At 38.7% G+C, this 15650-nt stretch carries 15 protein-coding genes and 1 tRNA gene; 6 read left to right on the forward strand and 10 right to left on the reverse strand.

Annotated features, from left to right (window positions below; genetic code table 11):
- Positions 1-241, forward strand: a 241-nt coding sequence (locus tag GD597_RS21920) for a hypothetical protein (protein ID WP_216368640.1), incomplete at its 5' end; no start/stop codon positions are given.
- Between the two features lie 270 nt (positions 242-511).
- On the opposite strand, the gene priA is transcribed toward GD597_RS21920, so the two are convergent.
- The 3 genes from priA to GD597_RS20455 all read right to left on the reverse strand — a co-directional run bounded on the left by priA (position 512) and on the right by GD597_RS20455 (position 4981).
- Complete coding sequence (gene priA / locus GD597_RS20445; RefSeq protein WP_235954378.1) at positions 512-3010, reverse strand: replication restart helicase PriA; 2499 nt, start codon at positions 3008-3010, stop codon at positions 512-514.
- 45 nt (positions 3011-3055) lie between these two features.
- The gene (locus GD597_RS20450) at positions 3056-3805 is read right to left on the reverse strand and encodes a lysophospholipid acyltransferase family protein (protein WP_171609777.1); all 750 of its coding nucleotides are present in this window, start codon (positions 3803-3805) and stop codon (positions 3056-3058) included.
- Positions 3806-4108: 303 nt separating this feature from the next.
- The gene (locus GD597_RS20455) at positions 4109-4981 is read right to left on the reverse strand and encodes an alpha/beta fold hydrolase (RefSeq protein WP_171609778.1); all 873 of its coding nucleotides are present in this window, start codon (positions 4979-4981) and stop codon (positions 4109-4111) included.
- Between the two features lie 114 nt (positions 4982-5095).
- Here GD597_RS20455 and GD597_RS20460 point away from each other — a divergent pair, with 114 nt between their 5' ends.
- On the forward strand, positions 5096-6337 hold the full coding sequence (locus tag GD597_RS20460; RefSeq protein ID WP_216368641.1) for a dicarboxylate/amino acid:cation symporter: 1242 nt from the start codon (positions 5096-5098) through the stop codon (positions 6335-6337).
- On the opposite strand, the gene GD597_RS20465 is transcribed toward GD597_RS20460, so the two are convergent.
- The 3 genes from GD597_RS20465 to sppA all read right to left on the reverse strand — a co-directional run bounded on the left by GD597_RS20465 (position 6334) and on the right by sppA (position 10116).
- A complete protein-coding gene (locus GD597_RS20465) occupies positions 6334-6843 on the reverse strand; it encodes an SRPBCC family protein (protein WP_171609780.1) in 510 nt (169 codons plus the stop codon). The genes GD597_RS20460 and GD597_RS20465 overlap by 4 nt on opposite strands.
- Positions 6844-7151: 308 nt before the next feature.
- The gene (locus GD597_RS20470; RefSeq protein WP_171609781.1) at positions 7152-8258 is read right to left on the reverse strand and encodes an ABC transporter permease; all 1107 of its coding nucleotides are present in this window, start codon (positions 8256-8258) and stop codon (positions 7152-7154) included.
- A gap of 94 nt (positions 8259-8352) precedes the next feature.
- The gene (gene sppA / locus GD597_RS20475; RefSeq protein ID WP_171609782.1) at positions 8353-10116 is read right to left on the reverse strand and encodes a signal peptide peptidase SppA; all 1764 of its coding nucleotides are present in this window, start codon (positions 10114-10116) and stop codon (positions 8353-8355) included.
- 59 nt (positions 10117-10175) lie between these two features.
- Here sppA and folK point away from each other — a divergent pair, with 59 nt between their 5' ends.
- The 3 genes from folK (at position 10176) to GD597_RS20490 (ending at position 12884) form a co-directional block, all read left to right on the forward strand.
- Positions 10176-10667, forward strand: coding sequence for a 2-amino-4-hydroxy-6-hydroxymethyldihydropteridine diphosphokinase (folK, locus tag GD597_RS20480; RefSeq protein WP_171609783.1), 492 nt, complete (start codon positions 10176-10178; stop codon positions 10665-10667).
- Positions 10668-10717: 50 nt separating this feature from the next.
- Entirely contained in the window at positions 10718-11350 is a 633-nt protein-coding gene (locus GD597_RS20485) for a deoxynucleoside kinase (RefSeq protein ID WP_171609784.1), read from the forward strand.
- 286 nt (positions 11351-11636) lie between these two features.
- Entirely contained in the window at positions 11637-12884 is a 1248-nt protein-coding gene (locus GD597_RS20490) for an MFS transporter (protein ID WP_171609785.1), read from the forward strand.
- Between the two features lie 23 nt (positions 12885-12907).
- Here the strand turns inward: GD597_RS20490 and GD597_RS20495 are convergent, their stop codons facing one another.
- A complete protein-coding gene (locus tag GD597_RS20495) occupies positions 12908-13387 on the reverse strand; it encodes a YkgJ family cysteine cluster protein (RefSeq protein ID WP_171609786.1) in 480 nt (159 codons plus the stop codon).
- A gap of 105 nt (positions 13388-13492) precedes the next feature.
- Between GD597_RS20495 and GD597_RS20500 the strand changes: the two genes are divergently transcribed.
- Entirely contained in the window at positions 13493-14440 is a 948-nt protein-coding gene (locus tag GD597_RS20500; RefSeq protein WP_171609787.1) for a sterol desaturase family protein, read from the forward strand.
- Between the two features lie 244 nt (positions 14441-14684).
- Here the strand turns inward: GD597_RS20500 and nusG are convergent, their stop codons facing one another.
- The 3 genes from nusG to GD597_RS20515 form a co-directional block, all read right to left on the reverse strand.
- Positions 14685-15263: a transcription termination/antitermination protein NusG gene (gene nusG, locus GD597_RS20505; protein ID WP_171609788.1), complete on the reverse strand. Its 579-nt coding sequence runs from the start codon at positions 15261-15263 to the stop codon at positions 14685-14687.
- 3 nt (positions 15264-15266) lie between these two features.
- Positions 15267-15464 carry a preprotein translocase subunit SecE gene (gene secE / locus GD597_RS20510; RefSeq protein ID WP_171609789.1) on the reverse strand — a complete coding sequence of 66 codons (198 nt, stop codon included), beginning with the start codon at positions 15462-15464 and terminating at the stop codon, positions 15267-15269.
- A 71-nt stretch (positions 15465-15535) separates the two neighbouring features.
- A tRNA-Trp gene (locus GD597_RS20515) sits at positions 15536-15606 on the reverse strand.
- Between the last annotated feature and the right edge of the window lie 44 nt (positions 15607-15650).

The raw sequence follows: 15650 nt of genomic DNA on the forward strand, positions 1-15650 counted from the left end.
TTTTTTCCCCCTCACTATCCCTCTTCCTCTCTACCAGTTATCTCGTTTGGGGTTGCAAAAGTACACAAGAATTTTATACCACCAAATCTTTTTGAAATTAATTGAAATATTTTTTTGGAGTATGCTTACAAGATTCGCTGAAAACCTTTCTGGCAAAGGTTTTCAGCGAATGATTATTTTTTTAAAAAAATTTGTTTTGAAAACACTGGATAACAATTTGAAAATTTTACAACTACTATAACATTGAAAATTTGCCTGTTATTATTGAAGCGTTAATAGATATTAAAAAAACAGTAAGAGGATAATAGTTTTATAAGGTGCTTTACCTGCTTTATTTCGCACAGATATAGGGTAATACTTGCATTGCCCTTTATAGCCTTAATGCATATAAATGAAGCCTGCCTGTATTTGCCTTTCCTCGCTTTGCTGCCATAAAAGTGGGACCTTAAAGTGTGCGACGCAAGAGAAGATGCCATGTAATGCTGTTGCCGGGCCAATAAAAAAGGCATATTTATACAGGATCGATATCGGGAATTATATCTACGCCACGATACCGTTTATTGGATTGCAGTATGATAATTTGTTGCTGTATCTGTGTTTTACACTGTTGAATAATGGCTGTGTCTTTTGGTAGTTTGATTAACATTTCCCATAGAAACAGGTTGCGTACACGGTGTACAACAGGTTGGGCAGGGCCTGTTATATTGGCCGCAAATGCAGGCTGCAAGCCTTGTTGCAGCAAATGAGCAGCTTCTTCGGCAATATGATTTTCTTTATGCCGGAAGATGATATGTATTAACCTGGAGTAGGGCGGATAAAAAAAATGACGCCGGTTTTGAATTTCAAATTCGTACAGATGTTGATAGTTGTGTTGTTGTACAAATTGAAGTACCGGATGCTGCATATTGCTTACCTGAATTAGTACTTTACCAGTATTGTCTTTTCGGCCGGCGCGGCCACTTACCTGTTCCATTAACTGGTAAGCACGTTCGTTTACCCTGAAATCGGTAAAGTTGAGAATACCATCTGCATCCAGGATTCCAACAAGATTTACGTGCTCAAAATCGAGGCCTTTTACTACCATTTGGGTACCCACCAAAATGTCTATTTTCTGCTGCTCGAACAATTTGATAAGGTTATCATGATCATACTTGCCTTTTACACTATCATAATCCATTCTTGATACCCTGGAAGTGGGAAAAGTTTCTGCTATATGTTCTTCAATTTTTTCGGTGCCAAAATTTTTCTCAATAAAATGGTGACTGCCACAGGCAGCGCAGGTATTGATAACGGGGTAGGTAGTGCCGCAGTAATGACAGGCCAGTTTATTTTTTGCCTTGTGAAATGTAAGTGTAACATCGCAATTACGACATTGGGGTATCCATCCGCATACATTACAAATCATATAAGGAGAATACCCCCTGCGGTTTTGAAAAAGAATCACCTGTTTTTTTTGATTAAGAGAAGATTGAATGGCTTCTTTTAATTGTGGCGAAAGCATTATTTTTTTTCTATCAGCCGTTTCAATTTTTTTCAGATCGATTAGTTGTATAGCCGGTAACTCAGCTTCTCCAAAACGCTCGTTTAAGGAAACCAGGGAATACTTGGCGGTTTGCGCATTATTGTAACTTTCAATAGAAGGTGTGGCACTGCCTAAAAGCACTTTTGCATTGAATAATGCAGCCAGATATACCGCACTGTCCCGCGCATGATAACGTGGCGCAGGATCCTGTTGCTTGTAGGAAGGATCGTGCTCTTCATCCACAATGATGAGCCCAATATTTACAAAAGGCAGTAGTAAAGCTGAGCGGGCACCCAACACAATTTTAGCTTCTCCGCTTTTTACTTTATTCCAGATTTCAACTCTTTCATTTGGATTAAATTTAGAATGGTAGATAGCTATATTGCCACCAAAATGCTTTTGTAAGCGGCGGATAATTTGCGTTGTTAAAGCAATCTCTGGCAACATGTACAATACCTGTTTTCCCTCTAATAGATTTTGCTCTATAAGTCTGATATAAATTTGTGTTTTACCGCTTGCCGTAACTCCATGTAATAAACAAACCGGCTTTTGCATAAAAGCCATTTGAATTGCATCATATGCTGTTTGTTGGGCTTGCGATAATTCAAAATCTATATAAACATTTTTGGGCAATGTGGCAATGCGACCTATTTCTCTTTTTTCGGCTATCAAAACCTGCTTATCGATAAGTCCTTTTAGCTGTGCAGCGGAGGCACCGGATTTTTTTAACAATACCGGCTGTGTTACTTCACCCTCGGATTTTATGAGATAGAGATAGGCCAGTAATAGTTCTAATTGTTTGGGGCCCTTACTCCAATTATTCATTAAATCGGCCAGTTTATCTTCATTGTGGTATACCGGATGCAGAATGATATAAGTTTCGGTTTTGGGTTTATATTTTGCTTTTAGTTCTTCCCAAACGTAGCAAACGTTTTTATCAATTAATCGCTTAATAATGGGGTAAACATGTGCCGCATCCAATATTTGCTGTACCTCGCTTAAACGCAATTCTTTTTTTAGTTCCAATGCTTCGGCTACCAAAAATTCTTCTCCATTTAAATCAGAAAAATCTAGCCCATGTTCATCATTCCAGATAAGAATACTTTCGCTGGAAAGTTTTAAATTGGCGGGTACCGCCGCATTCATTACTTCACCTTCGCTACACATATAGTAATCGGCCATCCATTTCCAAAATTGCAATTGAATTGGGAATAACAAAGGCGCTTCATCCAGTATATTCAATACTTCTTTTGGCGCAAATGCTGCCGGTTTTTGGCGGTGCAAAGTTTTAATTATACCTGCATATTTTTTGTTTTTTAATTGTACTTCTACCCTGCTGCCGGGTTGTACATTTTCCTGTAAATGGGCTGGTATGGCCCAAGTATAATTCTGAGGTAAAGCCAATGGTATAATAACTTCTGCAAAAAGTTGCGCAGCAAGTGTATTACCTGTAAACAAATCATTATCCATTACTTCTTCACCGTGCATTTGTAGGCTTAATTTGATGCAAGTTAACTTTAGTTATGCATGTGCTTAATATTGGGCCCTGTATTTTATAATTGCCTGTTCCATTATTTGGTATACGGTTGTCTTTAGTACCTGCACCTCTTTCATAGTGTAAGTGTGGACAGGTACTTCTTCCAGAAAAATTACCCTGTTTTTGCCGGGCGACAAAGAGAATATACTTTTCCAGTGCATGCGCTTAATGGTATCGATAAATAAAATTGGCTTTATGGGTGTTTGTGTTTCTATGGCGATGCGAAAAGCACCGTCATAAAATTCTTTAAGCGGATTTTCTGTTTCGTTAAATGTTCCTTCGGGAAAAATAAAAATTGAAATCCCATGGTTCAATGCGGCTTTTAGAGCACGTACACTTTTTGCTCTTTTCTCGGCACTGCTTCTATCAACCAAAATAGCAGCGGCCTTATAAATTATACCAAACACCGGATATTTAACCATTTCATATTTGCCTAATACCCTTATAGGTTGGTGCATACAACGCACCAGCGCCGGTATATCCATGTAGGAGCAATGATTAACCGTAAAAATATATTGCCTGTTTCTATCGTGTGGCGCCTCGTAAATTTCTTTGTGTTTTATGCCAATACAACCAAACCATAAGCGGGCCCAAATATTGCATAACCTGTATACCCCATTACCACCAGCCACACCCATGGGCGATAGTATAATTACAAAGGGCAATACCATAAACATTAAAACCACAAAACAAAACATGGCATACACACAGTAGCTGTATTGTATAATTTTTTTTATTAAACTCATTAGTAACGCAAATTTAAATGGCGCTATGTAAAGCAAATTATTTTTAACATGTGTTAATTATGGACCAAACAAGAGTGCAGCTGGCAGCTTTACTTGCGTCGCACACTTGTACGGTGGGAATTTAATGCAGCAAAAAACAACACTGCATTGCATGCACAAAAGGTTATTTTTCGCAAAAGAAAACTTTCCACTCACTATTCACGCACTACTAAAATACGCCTTGCTCATAATAGTGCTGAACCCTGAACCGAGCGTGGCAAGCGGCGATGCCACTGGTACAACTGCCGAATAAATAATTTGTATTTATTGTACACCAAAAAAAGTTTTGGTATCGGGGCGGTTGTAGGGTTTGCTAAAAAACCTGTCTACCGTAGCATTAAACAGTGCAGGATCTGTAACTGGCATCATATGCGTACCGCCGGGGAAAATACATAACCAGCTTTTGCTGATATGATGGTATATCTGCATGGTATGCTCTTCTTTTATTACATCTTTATCGCCTCCTAAAACAAGGGTAGGGGCGGCAATTTTCGCTACATCAGTTAATGAAATATGGGGCTGCTTACCCAATAAATCCAGCAGTTTGGCGTCTATTGCCCAATTGCGGGAGGTATCCTTATTTTGCAACATTTGCGCTGCTTGTGCAGCATTTTGTGCTACCCATTTTACTGCCCACGGATATACGGCAGAAGAATCGGGCTGCAGGTTGGCGCCCATTACTGCCAACATTTTAATTTTTGCAGGATGATGAATGGCCATTAGTAAACCTATTATGCCGCCATCACTCCAGCCAATGGTATAGGCGGAGTCTATTTTCAAATAATCCAGCAAACCATTTATATCATCTGCCATTTGCTCGTAGGTTATACGGCCGGGAGCATCACTGGTTTTGCCTTGTGCACGGTTATCTGCAGCAATTACCTGGTAATTTTTTGAAAAAAATTCTATCTGGTTACGCATATCAGCAATACTGCCGCCATTTCCATGAATTAATAACATGGGTTTACCCTGTCCATATACCTCGTAATATATTTTTATGCCATTAATGGCAGCATATTTACCCACTGCCGCATTGCTGCCATAGGTGGCCGAAGCCGTTTGAGCCGCAACAGGCGTGGCAAATGCTAAGGCAATACATATAAACGCTGGTATAATACGTTTTACAGCATGAATCATAGTTAAAAAATTTTCTGAAATTAATAAATAATGCCCGTTAAAAAATGATTTGTGATATGGCCGCCCATACCATTGGTTTTGTTACATTTAAAGCTGCAATAAAGCAACTTGCTTATGAATGTATTTAAATCGCTATATGTACAGGTTATAATAGCTGTTATTATTGGAATTGCATTGGGTACTTTTTTTCCTGCCATTGCCATACAATTAAAACCCCTGGGCGATGGGTTTATTAAGCTTATTAAAATGATGATTGCCCCCATTATTTTCTGTACCATCGTTACGGGTATTGCCGGAATGGAAAATATGAAACTCGCAGGCAGGGTGGGCATTAAATCGCTGATTTATTTTGAGATAGTTACCACCCTGGCACTTATAATAGGTTTGCTTATTGTAAACCTGGTACAACCGGGTAATGGCATGCATATAAACCCAGCCACGCTTGATACCAGTGGTGTTGATAATTATATAAAACAAAGCGAACATACGGGCTTTGTAGATTTCTTATTAAATATTATACCAGAAAACATTATTAGCGCTTTGGCGGAGGGCAACTTGCTACAGGTATTATTTTTTGCCGTATTATTTGGCACAGGGCTGGCGCATATGGGCCCCAAAGCCGATCCGGTTATAAAAGGCCTGCATAGCTTATCGGATGGCTTTTTTGCTATGATGCGTTTTATTATGAAACTGGCCCCAATTGGTGCATTAGGTGCCATGAGTTTTACTGTGGGCAAATATGGTTTTGGTTCGCTGGCCTCGCTGGGTAAATTAATGCTTTGCTTTTATGCTACCTGCTTCTTGTTTATTGTATTAGTATTTGGCAGCGTGCTTAAATATTATGGGTATAATATTTTTAAATTAATACGGTTTATTGGCGAAGAATTATGGGTGGTGCTGGGTACTTCTTCTTCAGAAACTGCATTGCCTGCATTAATGCAAAAACTAAAAACACTGGGTTGTTCAAATTCGGTGGTGGGTTTGGTGGTGCCCACCGGCTATTCTTTTAATTTAGATGGCACTTGTATTTATTTAACCATGGCAGCCATATTTATTACACAGGCAATTGATGTTCCCTTAAGCCTAACACAGCAAATTACATTATTATTAGTACTACTACTTACCTCAAAAGGTGCCGCAGGGGTTACAGGTGCCGGCTTTATTACGCTGGCGGCTACTTTACCGGTAGTAGAACATATACCAGTGGCTTCTGTTGCATTAATATTGGGTATAGACCGTTTTATGAGCGAGGCAAGGGCCATCACCAATTTTATTGGCAATGCGGTGGCCACCATTGTTGTAGCAGAATGGGAGCAACAAATTGATACCGGCACCGCTAAAAAACTAATTGGCTAGTATTTTTCTAATAAACGCTTTAGTTTATCCAGGCTTTGCTCCATAATAGGGCCGAGAATTTTATCGTTGGCCATGGTGCCGAAACGTTCCCATGGATACCAACCTACTTCTTCTTTAAAATACCATTGCAAAACGGTTTGATGATGCACATCATCCGGCAGTAACATAAAAGCACTGTTCTGGGTATGCCCCTGTTGACTGCTCCAAATGGTGTAAATAGAATCTCTTGTGGTTTTAGTAATTTGTACATGGCCTGTGCCAATGGTAATGGCTGCACCGGCGCCTTCCTGTTTGGCAGAATTTAGTGTAATGGTAGTGCTATCGGCCCCGGCCATCCAGTTTTTCCAATGGTTTACATTATTTAAATATTGGTACACCGTATCGTAAGGTGCGCTAATATTGGTAGCCCTTGAAACAACCACTGTAGCCGGAAACAATAATCCAATACCCGTAACCAAACAAAATAAAATAGCAAAACTTATTAAAGGCAGTTTTAAATGGCGCATACCCTGATATTTTTAATTCAGCCTCAAAGGTATAAGATAGAAAATTATTATCCCGGCAATAGTACATCAATAAGGCTGCCGTTGCGTCGCACTCTTGTGCGGTTGGATTGTTAACTCAGCTTTTTAAATATACACTATATAACAGGCAGATGAAGTTTTTTCAATGCAATATGGTTTGGTAGCGGCAGAATTTATTACAGGCCAAATCAAATACTTTAATGGGATTTATTAAACGTTTAGCAAAGCGGTGCAGTACAAGTGTGCGACGCAAGTAAAGCCAAATAGCCTGCATTGGCCTGGCCAACAAATTACTCCCACTTAAATACTTTTATGGCTATAGCATACAGCAGAATGCCCCATAAAACGAGTATCCCAATTTCTCTCCACTCGCTAATAAGGCTGGCGCCTTCGAAAGAAATATCCCGCATGGCATTATTAAAATGGGTTAATGGTAACAGGTTACATAAAAATTGTAACCATTTAGGAAACACCGTTATAGGAAAAAATGTACCCGATAACAGGAACTGCGGAAAGGTGAACAGGTTGGCAAATGGTGGTATAGTACTTTCGTTTTTGGCTACATTACTTACAATAAAACCATAGCCCATAAACACCACCAAACCAAGTAAAGAGAGTATCATTAAATCGATAAAAGTAATAATACCGTTTACCAGGGTAAAATCAAATGCCAGCACCCCAATACCAATGATTATAACCGCTGCAATCATTTGAAACAATACTCTGCTTATAGCTTCGCCCAAAACAATATAGGGGCGTGTAATTGGGGTTGCGAAAAAACGTTTTAATACCAATTGCTGGCGCAGATTAAAAAACAAAAATGCTACGCCAAATACCCCGGCGCTTAGGAGAGAAAAACCCAACTGACCGGGCAAAATAAAATCGATACGGCGGTAAACGCGGCCTGGAATTTTATCTACCGTTGCATCTACCCTGGCAATTGTTGGCGCATTGGGAAATTGTGCATTATTAATATTACCAATTACCGAGTTTAAAATAGATTGAAGCAATTGCAGGTCTTGTTCTTTTATTGCCTCGGAACTTTTAAGATGTATGAGGTAAGCCGGATTGGCAGCCGCATTTTTAGTGATATTGATTACCGCCGTTAGATTGCCTTTTTCAAGGTCTTCTTTTAACAGGCTATCGGGTTTATCAACAAAATGTAACCCGTTTATATGACTTATAATCTGGTAAATTGGATTGGTAGTATCGGCCGATTTATCCATAGCAACATCTACCGAAAAGCTGCTACCCTCGCCCATAAAACCAAATACCAGTATAAAAATTAAGGGAAAGCCAATACTAAAAATTACAGCAGAAGGACTTCGAAATGTGGCTCTTAAACTTGCTTTTGTGATAGCCAGCATGGCTTTAAGCTGACTGTATTTTACTTCCATACTTTACATTGTTGCACAAATCTATTTCATAATAGTACGGAAGCAAAATTTTTAAAGCAGGGTTAGTGCTCTATAAAATAGGCATATAGGGTATTTAATGAATATCCAAATCAAAAGCCATTCTGGCCTGCGGTGTTTGCATGAGTTGCTGAATTTTATTTATCTGCAGCAACATATTGTATTGGGCAGTGCCTAGTTTATTTTTTATGGCATTTTCTTTTACTGAGGCTTCTACATGACTGCTATTTAACACCTGCTGCAAAAAGCTTTTTTTCTCAGGATATTCTTTTGTTTGGTATGATTGCAGTTTTGCCATACGGGCTACACAATTAACTGCATCCTGTAAGCCGCCAATTTTATCTACCAGCGCTAAAGGAATAGCTCTTTTACCTGTATAAACATGGCCCTGTGCTATGCTATCAATATAGGAAAGGTCTTTGGTGCGGCCATTGGCTACACGGGTTTTAAAGGTTTGGTAAATAGAATCCACCGAAGATTGCATAAACCTCTTTTCCACTTCGGTTAATGGCCTGTTGGTGGCACCCATATCTGCATAAGGTGCTGTTTTTACGCCATCAAAGTTGAGGCCCAGCTTATCGTTAAACAATGGTTGAAAATTGGGAATTATACTATATACACCTATAGATCCAGTAATTGTAGTGGCATCGGCAAAAATAGAATCAGCGTTGCAGGAAATATAATATCCGCCCGAAGCTGCATAATTACCCATACTTACTACCAATGGTTTTTCATCTTTGGCCAAAGTAATTTCCCGCCAAATGGCATCACTTGCTAATGAGCTGCCACCGGGAGAGTTTACCCGAACTATGATACCTTTTACATCTTTATTCAAACGGGCTTTTCTCAGCAAATCAACAAAATCGTCGCTACCAATCTGGTCATCATCTCCTTTACCATTTACAATATCGCCCTGCGCATAAATTATTGCCACTTCATCTGAAGCGTTGCTGTTATTAAAATCTGCTGCTTTGGCATACTTGCTTAAAGAAATAAAATTGATTTTATCTTCTTTTTTAAGACCCAGTTTTTTAAGCAAAACGGCTTTCATTTCGTCATCATATTTTACCCCATCAATTAAATGATGTGAAACCGCATCATAGGCTGTTCTTATAGCACCTCTATTGGCCAAATCATGTAAGGTTGCCGTATCAATATTTCTGGCTTTTGCAGCTGCAAGCAGGTAGTTACTATATAAATCGTTAAGAAACTCATTGGTTTGCTGGCGGTTGGCATCCGTCATAGCCGTAACGCGGAATGGCTCAGTTGCACTTTTAAATTTACCAGCATAAAATACCTGAGGCTGCACCCCAATTTTATCCAGCAGCCCTTTCATAAACATATAAGTTACAGAAAATCCATCCCAATCAATGCCACCTGCGGGGTGACAGTACACTTTATCCGCTGCAGTGGAAACGTAATATGATTTTTGATCCAGGGTTTCGCCATAAGCATAAATAAATTTTTTGCTTTGTTTAAAATCAAGCAGGGCTTTTTGTAATTCCTCGCTTGTAGCAAAACCGTTGGGATTATAGTCAGCTTTTATATACACACCTTTTATGGTTGTATCTGTTTTAGCATAATGCAACATTCTAATTACATCATATAATCCGGGGGCATCTGAATTATCTTCACCGGTAAATGAGGCTAGGGGGTCGTTTTTTGCCTGCTCGTTATATATCAGGCTAAGATCTAGTACCAATACCCCTTTTGCACCTAAATCCGGCTTCTCCGGATGCATAGATGCACTAATAAACCATACCCCCAAAGCAACAATTATTACTGTTAAAACAATCAGGGCAAGCAAGGAGGCAAAAAATAATTTTATAAAACGCTTCATGGTTCTCTTTTGTGCTCACCAAAAATAAAGATATTTGGTGCTTTAGCTTAAATGAATATATGAACAAGGCATACCTGCTTACAGGCGGCAATATAGGCAACCCCCTGGAAAACCTGGGCATTGCACGCGGCAATATAGAACAGTATTGTGGTAAAATAATCCTGTGTTCTGATATTTATAGAACAGCAGCCTGGGGGGTAGAAGACCAACCCGATTTTTTTAACCAGGCCTTATGTATTGCAACAAATCAAACACCGGAGGTGTTAATGGATGCCCTTTTAAACATAGAGAGCAATATGGGCCGTATGCGAACGGCCAAAATGGGACCCCGCACCATTGACATTGACATCCTTTTTTTTAACGCCCTTATTATCAACACGCCGCATTTACAACTGCCCCATCCCAGACTGCATTTACGCAAATTTGTATTAACTCCCATGGCGCAAATTGCCCCAGAATTGGTGCATCCGGTTTTTAATAAGACTATTATCGCCCTATTAGAAGAATGCCCCGATACCCTAAATGTGTATAAAATAGAAACCAACAACTAATTTCAGCACTTAAATTTGGGTAATATAGCAATAGCGGTAAAAACACTGGTATGAAATATCGTTTCATTACAATAGAAGGCAATATTGGCGCAGGTAAAACCACGCTGGCACACTTGCTTAGCCGTAAGCTAAATGCCCGGCTAATATTGGAAGAGTTTGCCGACAATCCCTTTTTGCCCAAATTTTATGAGAACCAGAAGCAATATGCCTTTCCGCTGGAATTGTTTTTTATGGCCGAAAGGTTTAAGCAGTTAAAAGATATGCTGCAAACAAAAGACATGTTTCAAAGCGTTACGGTTAGCGATTATCTGTTTACCAAATGTTTGTTGTTTGCCAAGGTAAACCTGCCCGAAGAAGAATTCAGGTTGTATCAAAAACTGTTCGACATTATTCATCAGCAACTTATATTTCCTGATATTCTTATTTACCTGCATGCACCGGTGCATCAATTAAAGCAGAATATAAAAAAACGTAACCGCAGTTACGAACAATCCATTAACGACGATTACCTGTTTACCCTCCAGGAAACCTATACCAGCTACATAAAACAACACAACCTTAAAACTATTTTTATTGATGCTTCCAACGCCGATTTTTTGGCCAACGAAAAGCACTTACAGGTGGTGTTAGATGCGCTTGATGCAGATTTAAGCGATGGACAACATTATTTTACTTTGCCATAATAATAGTTCCGAATTGATTTTGTAATTGGCTGAATAGCTTCCTTTAGCTTTAGTTGTGTCACTCACTTGTACGTTCATAACAATATTCAGCATAAACTACACAGTCTGGATAAGTTCCAAAAGATATTTTTTGCTGCCTTATTTGCTACAGCACAAGAGTGCGACGCAAGTAATGCTTAATAGACAATTTTTGCCCGGCTAAAAATTACATACTACTTATTTCCTGCTTTTATTATTGTGCTGCCAACCCTTTTTCGAAAAAACAATAATTACCTTTAACTATAATATGATACCGACACAGGAAAAAAGAGATCCATTTACATCAGTAAAAATACCAGCATACCGCAACCTGCTGGCAGGGCGCTTTTTATTTATTGTTGGTTTACGTATGCTGGGCACCTTAGTGGGTTGGTGGATTTATGAACTAACCAACGATCCGCTGGCAATTGGATTAATTGGCTTATCAGAGGTAATACCTGCCGTTTCACTTGCTTTGTATGCAGGCCATGTAATTGATCAAAGTGAAAAAAGGGGTTTGCTTTTAAGAGGGGTAGTTTTATATTTTTTGTGTGCCTGTATTTTACTTTTTCTTTCCTCGCCATATGTAACAGGCATAATAAGCAACAGTTATATTGCTTTGATGGTGTATGGTATTATTTTTTGCACGGGTATAATACGCTCGTTTACCGGCCCCGTTTTTGGCGTTATGATGGCAGCTATTGTACCCAAACCAGTGTTACAAAATGCTATTACCTGGAACCAGGGTGTTTGGCTGAGTGCCTCTTTAACCGGTCATGCTGTTGGTGGCTTATTAATTGCACAAATTGGCATTGAACATACCCTATTGGTGGTATGCTGTTTAATATTTGTTTCTTATTTCTTGTTATATACCTTAAATGCCCTACCCTCTTTAAATGAGCCGGGAGAAAAGAAAACCTGGGATAGTGTAAAAGAAGGATTGAGTTTTGTGTTTAAATCAAAAGAAGTATTGGGTGCATTATCACTTGATTTATTTGCGGTATTGTTTGGCGGCGCGGTTGCTATGATACCTGTTTATGCAAGAGATATTTTACAGGTGGGCGCTATTGGTTTTGGCTGGTTAAATGCAGCCACTGATATAGGTGCCATCATTATTGTAATTATGCTTACCATTTACCCTTTACAAAAACAACAGGGTAGAAAACTGTTTTTTGCTGTGGCAGCTTTTGGTACCTGCATCATAATTTTTGCGCTATCAAAACTCTTTTGGCTTTCGTTTGCTGCATTATTGGTGGGTGGTATGGTTGATGCAATAAGTGTTGTTATAAGAGGCACGATATTGCAATTAAAAACACCAGATCATATGCGTGGGCGGGTATTGAGTGTAAATAGCATGTTTATTAATTCCAGCAATGAGCTTGGGCAATTTGAAAGTGGTGTAGCTGCCAAAATTTTTGGTGTTATTCCCTCAGTAATTTTTGGCGGAAGTATGACCTTACTTGTTGTAATTATAACATGGTTTAAAGCCCCAAGCCTTAGAAAAATGGAATACTAATTATTACTTACGTACTATAACTTTTATTTTGCTAATAACCCTTCCATAACATAATATACTATTGGGCAAAAGCTGGAGTTTTTTAAAGTGATCACTGGTCTTTTTAGAATCACATCTTCATCGGTGTAAGGAAACCGGCTGCAGTCAGAAGGTCGTTGGTCATAAATATTGCAGGCATTATCTTCCCCTAAAAATGCACAGGGTTTTGATTTGCCCACATAATCGCCATCATTATCCAGTGTTAGATAGGTTTCTATAAATACGCTTTCCCGCATTTTTAAATATTTGCTGATTCTTTTTATATCTGGCGTTTTAAAGCGTGGAGAATAATTTTTACAGCATGCAGCACAGTTTAGGCAATCAATTTTCTCAAATGCGGCATCATGTAAATCAGGTAATTTTTTTAATACCGCATTTTTATCGGCCCTATGCAGGAACTGTTTGTATTGCTTTTGGTGTTCTGCCGACTTTTTTTCCCAGTTATCTAAAATATCTTCTGCCATAGTAATTCAATATTAAAAGCAAATTATTCACTTTCCTTTTAGTAAAGTATGCTGCAAAGTAAGTAACATTTATACTTTATCCTTTACATTTGGTTTTTACACATTATGGAATTATTAAGAGAACAATGGTTATGGATTATTTCTACGCCCATTTATTGTATAATAATTGGTACTGAAATTTTATTAAGTCATTTGCAACACAGAAAATTGTATACCGTAAAAGATACTGCTGGTAATATATATTTGATGCTTCTAAATGCAGGATTGGACCTTGGCTTTAGAATAGTTTATTTAACAGTGCTTGCCTGGTTTTTTAGCAAATCGGCCATTCGCTGGCAAACAGGAGTAACCTATTGGCTGCTATTGCTTTTGGCCGAAGATTTTCTGTATTACTGGCTGCACCGTTTTGATCATGAGATTAGATTTTTTTGGGCCACGCATGTAACCCATCACAGTTCTCAAAAAATGAATTTCTCAGTAGGTTTTCGCTCATCGGTTTTCCAGCCTTTATACAGGTTTGTATATTTTATACCGCTGGCTTATTGCGGTTTCTCCCCGGCTGATATTGCCTTTATGTATTCTGCCACCCAAATTTGGGGCATTTTTGTACATACGGAGTTGATTAAGAAAATGGGTGTGCTTGAATACATATTGGTAACTCCCTCCCATCATAGGGTGCATCATGCATCAAATGCCCGGTACCTGGATAAAAATATGGGCATGTTTTTAATAATATGGGATAAACTATTTGGCACTTTCCAGGAAGAATTAACGCCTGCAGAATACCAGCCCATTCAATATGGATTAACTAAAAATATTGACCGGCCCAATGCGGTAAATATTCTATTTCACGAGTGGAAACAGATATGGCTTGATATTAAAAGAAAGGACATTTCTTTTAATGAAAAATGGAATTATGTTTTTGGCCCCCCCGGCTGGAGCCATGATGGAAGCAGACTTACCAGCGAACAGTTACGTGAGGTAGAATCTGGCACTACTGTTTCAGTTGATTTTGAGCAACCCATTTTAATTTCAGGCAGCGCCAAAAACTAATGCATTAAAAATTTGCTGCCAGTTATTCTGCAGATGAACGGATTGCGACGCAAGTACAGCTGCCAGATAATCAGAAAGCTGGTATCTACCTTTAAAATTTTAAAAAAAACTTTTGTGGATACCCGGCTAAAACTAAGTATCAGCTTTACTTGCGTCGCACTCTTGTACTGCACCAAATAAGGCAGCAGTAACTAAAAACAAAAAGCCGTTCAATTTGAACGGCTTTTATAATAATGTGTATGTATTAACCCATTTTTTCCACCTGCATATAATTCAATTCCACAGGGGTTGATCTTCCAAATATCTTAACGGTTACTTTCAATTTCTTTTTCTCGTCGTTTACTTCTTCAATAACACCATTAAAATCGTTAAACGGACCTTCAATGATCTTAATAGTTTCGCCAACAATAAATGGTTCACTAATGGTTACACCCTGATCATTCATTTCATCTACCTTACCCAGCATTTTATTTACCTCAGACTTGCGAAGGCAAATAATATTACCTTTTGATCCTTTACCATCGGTAAGAAAATGCATCACATTAGATACATTGCTGATATGGTGAATAATATCATCAGTTAATTTACCATCGGCAACTTCCAGCATCACATAACCAGGAAAATAATTCTTTTCACGCATTACTTTCTTTCCGTTCTGCACCTTGTACACTTTCTCCATGGGAAGAAAAATCTGCCTGATAATTTCCACCCAACCACTGCGGGCAATATCTTTATCCAGATATTCTTTCACTTTTCTTTCCTTACCGCTTACAACCCTTAAAACGTACCACTTAGATTCACTTTGCGCAACTGCTTCTTCCATATCTTAACTCTTAAAAAATGAATAAATCAATTGCAACACCTGATTGCTCAAAGTGTCCATTAACCAAACCATTAGCATAATGAGTAATGTTGAAACCAACACAATTGCAGTAGATTGCTGCAATTGAGACCAGGTAGGCCAGGTTACTTTCTCCATTAATTCATAATAACTTTCGCGGATATAAGTTGATACTTTGTTCATTAGTTCAATTTTGATGAATGGTCATGAAGAACAAGCCTCCAATTGCAATCGCTTTATCTAAAAATTCATCGCACGGGCACTAGGATTCGAACCCAGATCAAAGGTTTTGGAGACCCGTATGCTACCGTTGCACCATGCCCGTAGAAAGCTAAAAGCTATTCCGTTGTATCGGAACAGCTTTTAGTA

The organism is Limnovirga soli (assembly GCF_013106755.1).
In the GTDB taxonomy this organism is placed as follows: Bacteria; Bacteroidota; Bacteroidia; order Chitinophagales; family Chitinophagaceae; genus Limnovirga; species Limnovirga soli.

Excerpts from the sequence above, each read along its gene's own strand:
- priA (WP_235954378.1), bottom strand. The coding sequence starts at position 3,010 with ATGCACGGTGAAGAAGTAATGGATAATGATTTGTTTACAGGTAATACA.
- GD597_RS20450 (WP_171609777.1), bottom strand. The coding sequence starts at position 3,805 with ATGAGTTTAATAAAAAAAATTATACAATACAGCTACTGTGTGTATGCC.
- GD597_RS20455 (WP_171609778.1), bottom strand. The coding sequence starts at position 4,981 with ATGATTCATGCTGTAAAACGTATTATACCAGCGTTTATATGTATTGCC.
- GD597_RS20460 (WP_216368641.1), top strand. The coding sequence starts at position 5,096 with ATGAATGTATTTAAATCGCTATATGTACAGGTTATAATAGCTGTTATT.
- GD597_RS20465 (WP_171609780.1), bottom strand. The coding sequence starts at position 6,843 with ATGCGCCATTTAAAACTGCCTTTAATAAGTTTTGCTATTTTATTTTGT.
- GD597_RS20470 (WP_171609781.1), bottom strand. The coding sequence starts at position 8,258 with ATGGAAGTAAAATACAGTCAGCTTAAAGCCATGCTGGCTATCACAAAA.
- sppA (WP_171609782.1), bottom strand. The coding sequence starts at position 10,116 with ATGAAGCGTTTTATAAAATTATTTTTTGCCTCCTTGCTTGCCCTGATT.
- folK (WP_171609783.1), top strand. The coding sequence starts at position 10,176 with ATGAACAAGGCATACCTGCTTACAGGCGGCAATATAGGCAACCCCCTG.
- GD597_RS20485 (WP_171609784.1), top strand. The coding sequence starts at position 10,718 with ATGAAATATCGTTTCATTACAATAGAAGGCAATATTGGCGCAGGTAAA.
- GD597_RS20490 (WP_171609785.1), top strand. The coding sequence starts at position 11,637 with ATGATACCGACACAGGAAAAAAGAGATCCATTTACATCAGTAAAAATA.
- GD597_RS20495 (WP_171609786.1), bottom strand. The coding sequence starts at position 13,387 with ATGGCAGAAGATATTTTAGATAACTGGGAAAAAAAGTCGGCAGAACAC.
- GD597_RS20500 (WP_171609787.1), top strand. The coding sequence starts at position 13,493 with ATGGAATTATTAAGAGAACAATGGTTATGGATTATTTCTACGCCCATT.
- nusG (WP_171609788.1), bottom strand. The coding sequence starts at position 15,263 with ATGGAAGAAGCAGTTGCGCAAAGTGAATCTAAGTGGTACGTTTTAAGG.
- secE (WP_171609789.1), bottom strand. The coding sequence starts at position 15,464 with ATGAACAAAGTATCAACTTATATCCGCGAAAGTTATTATGAATTAATG.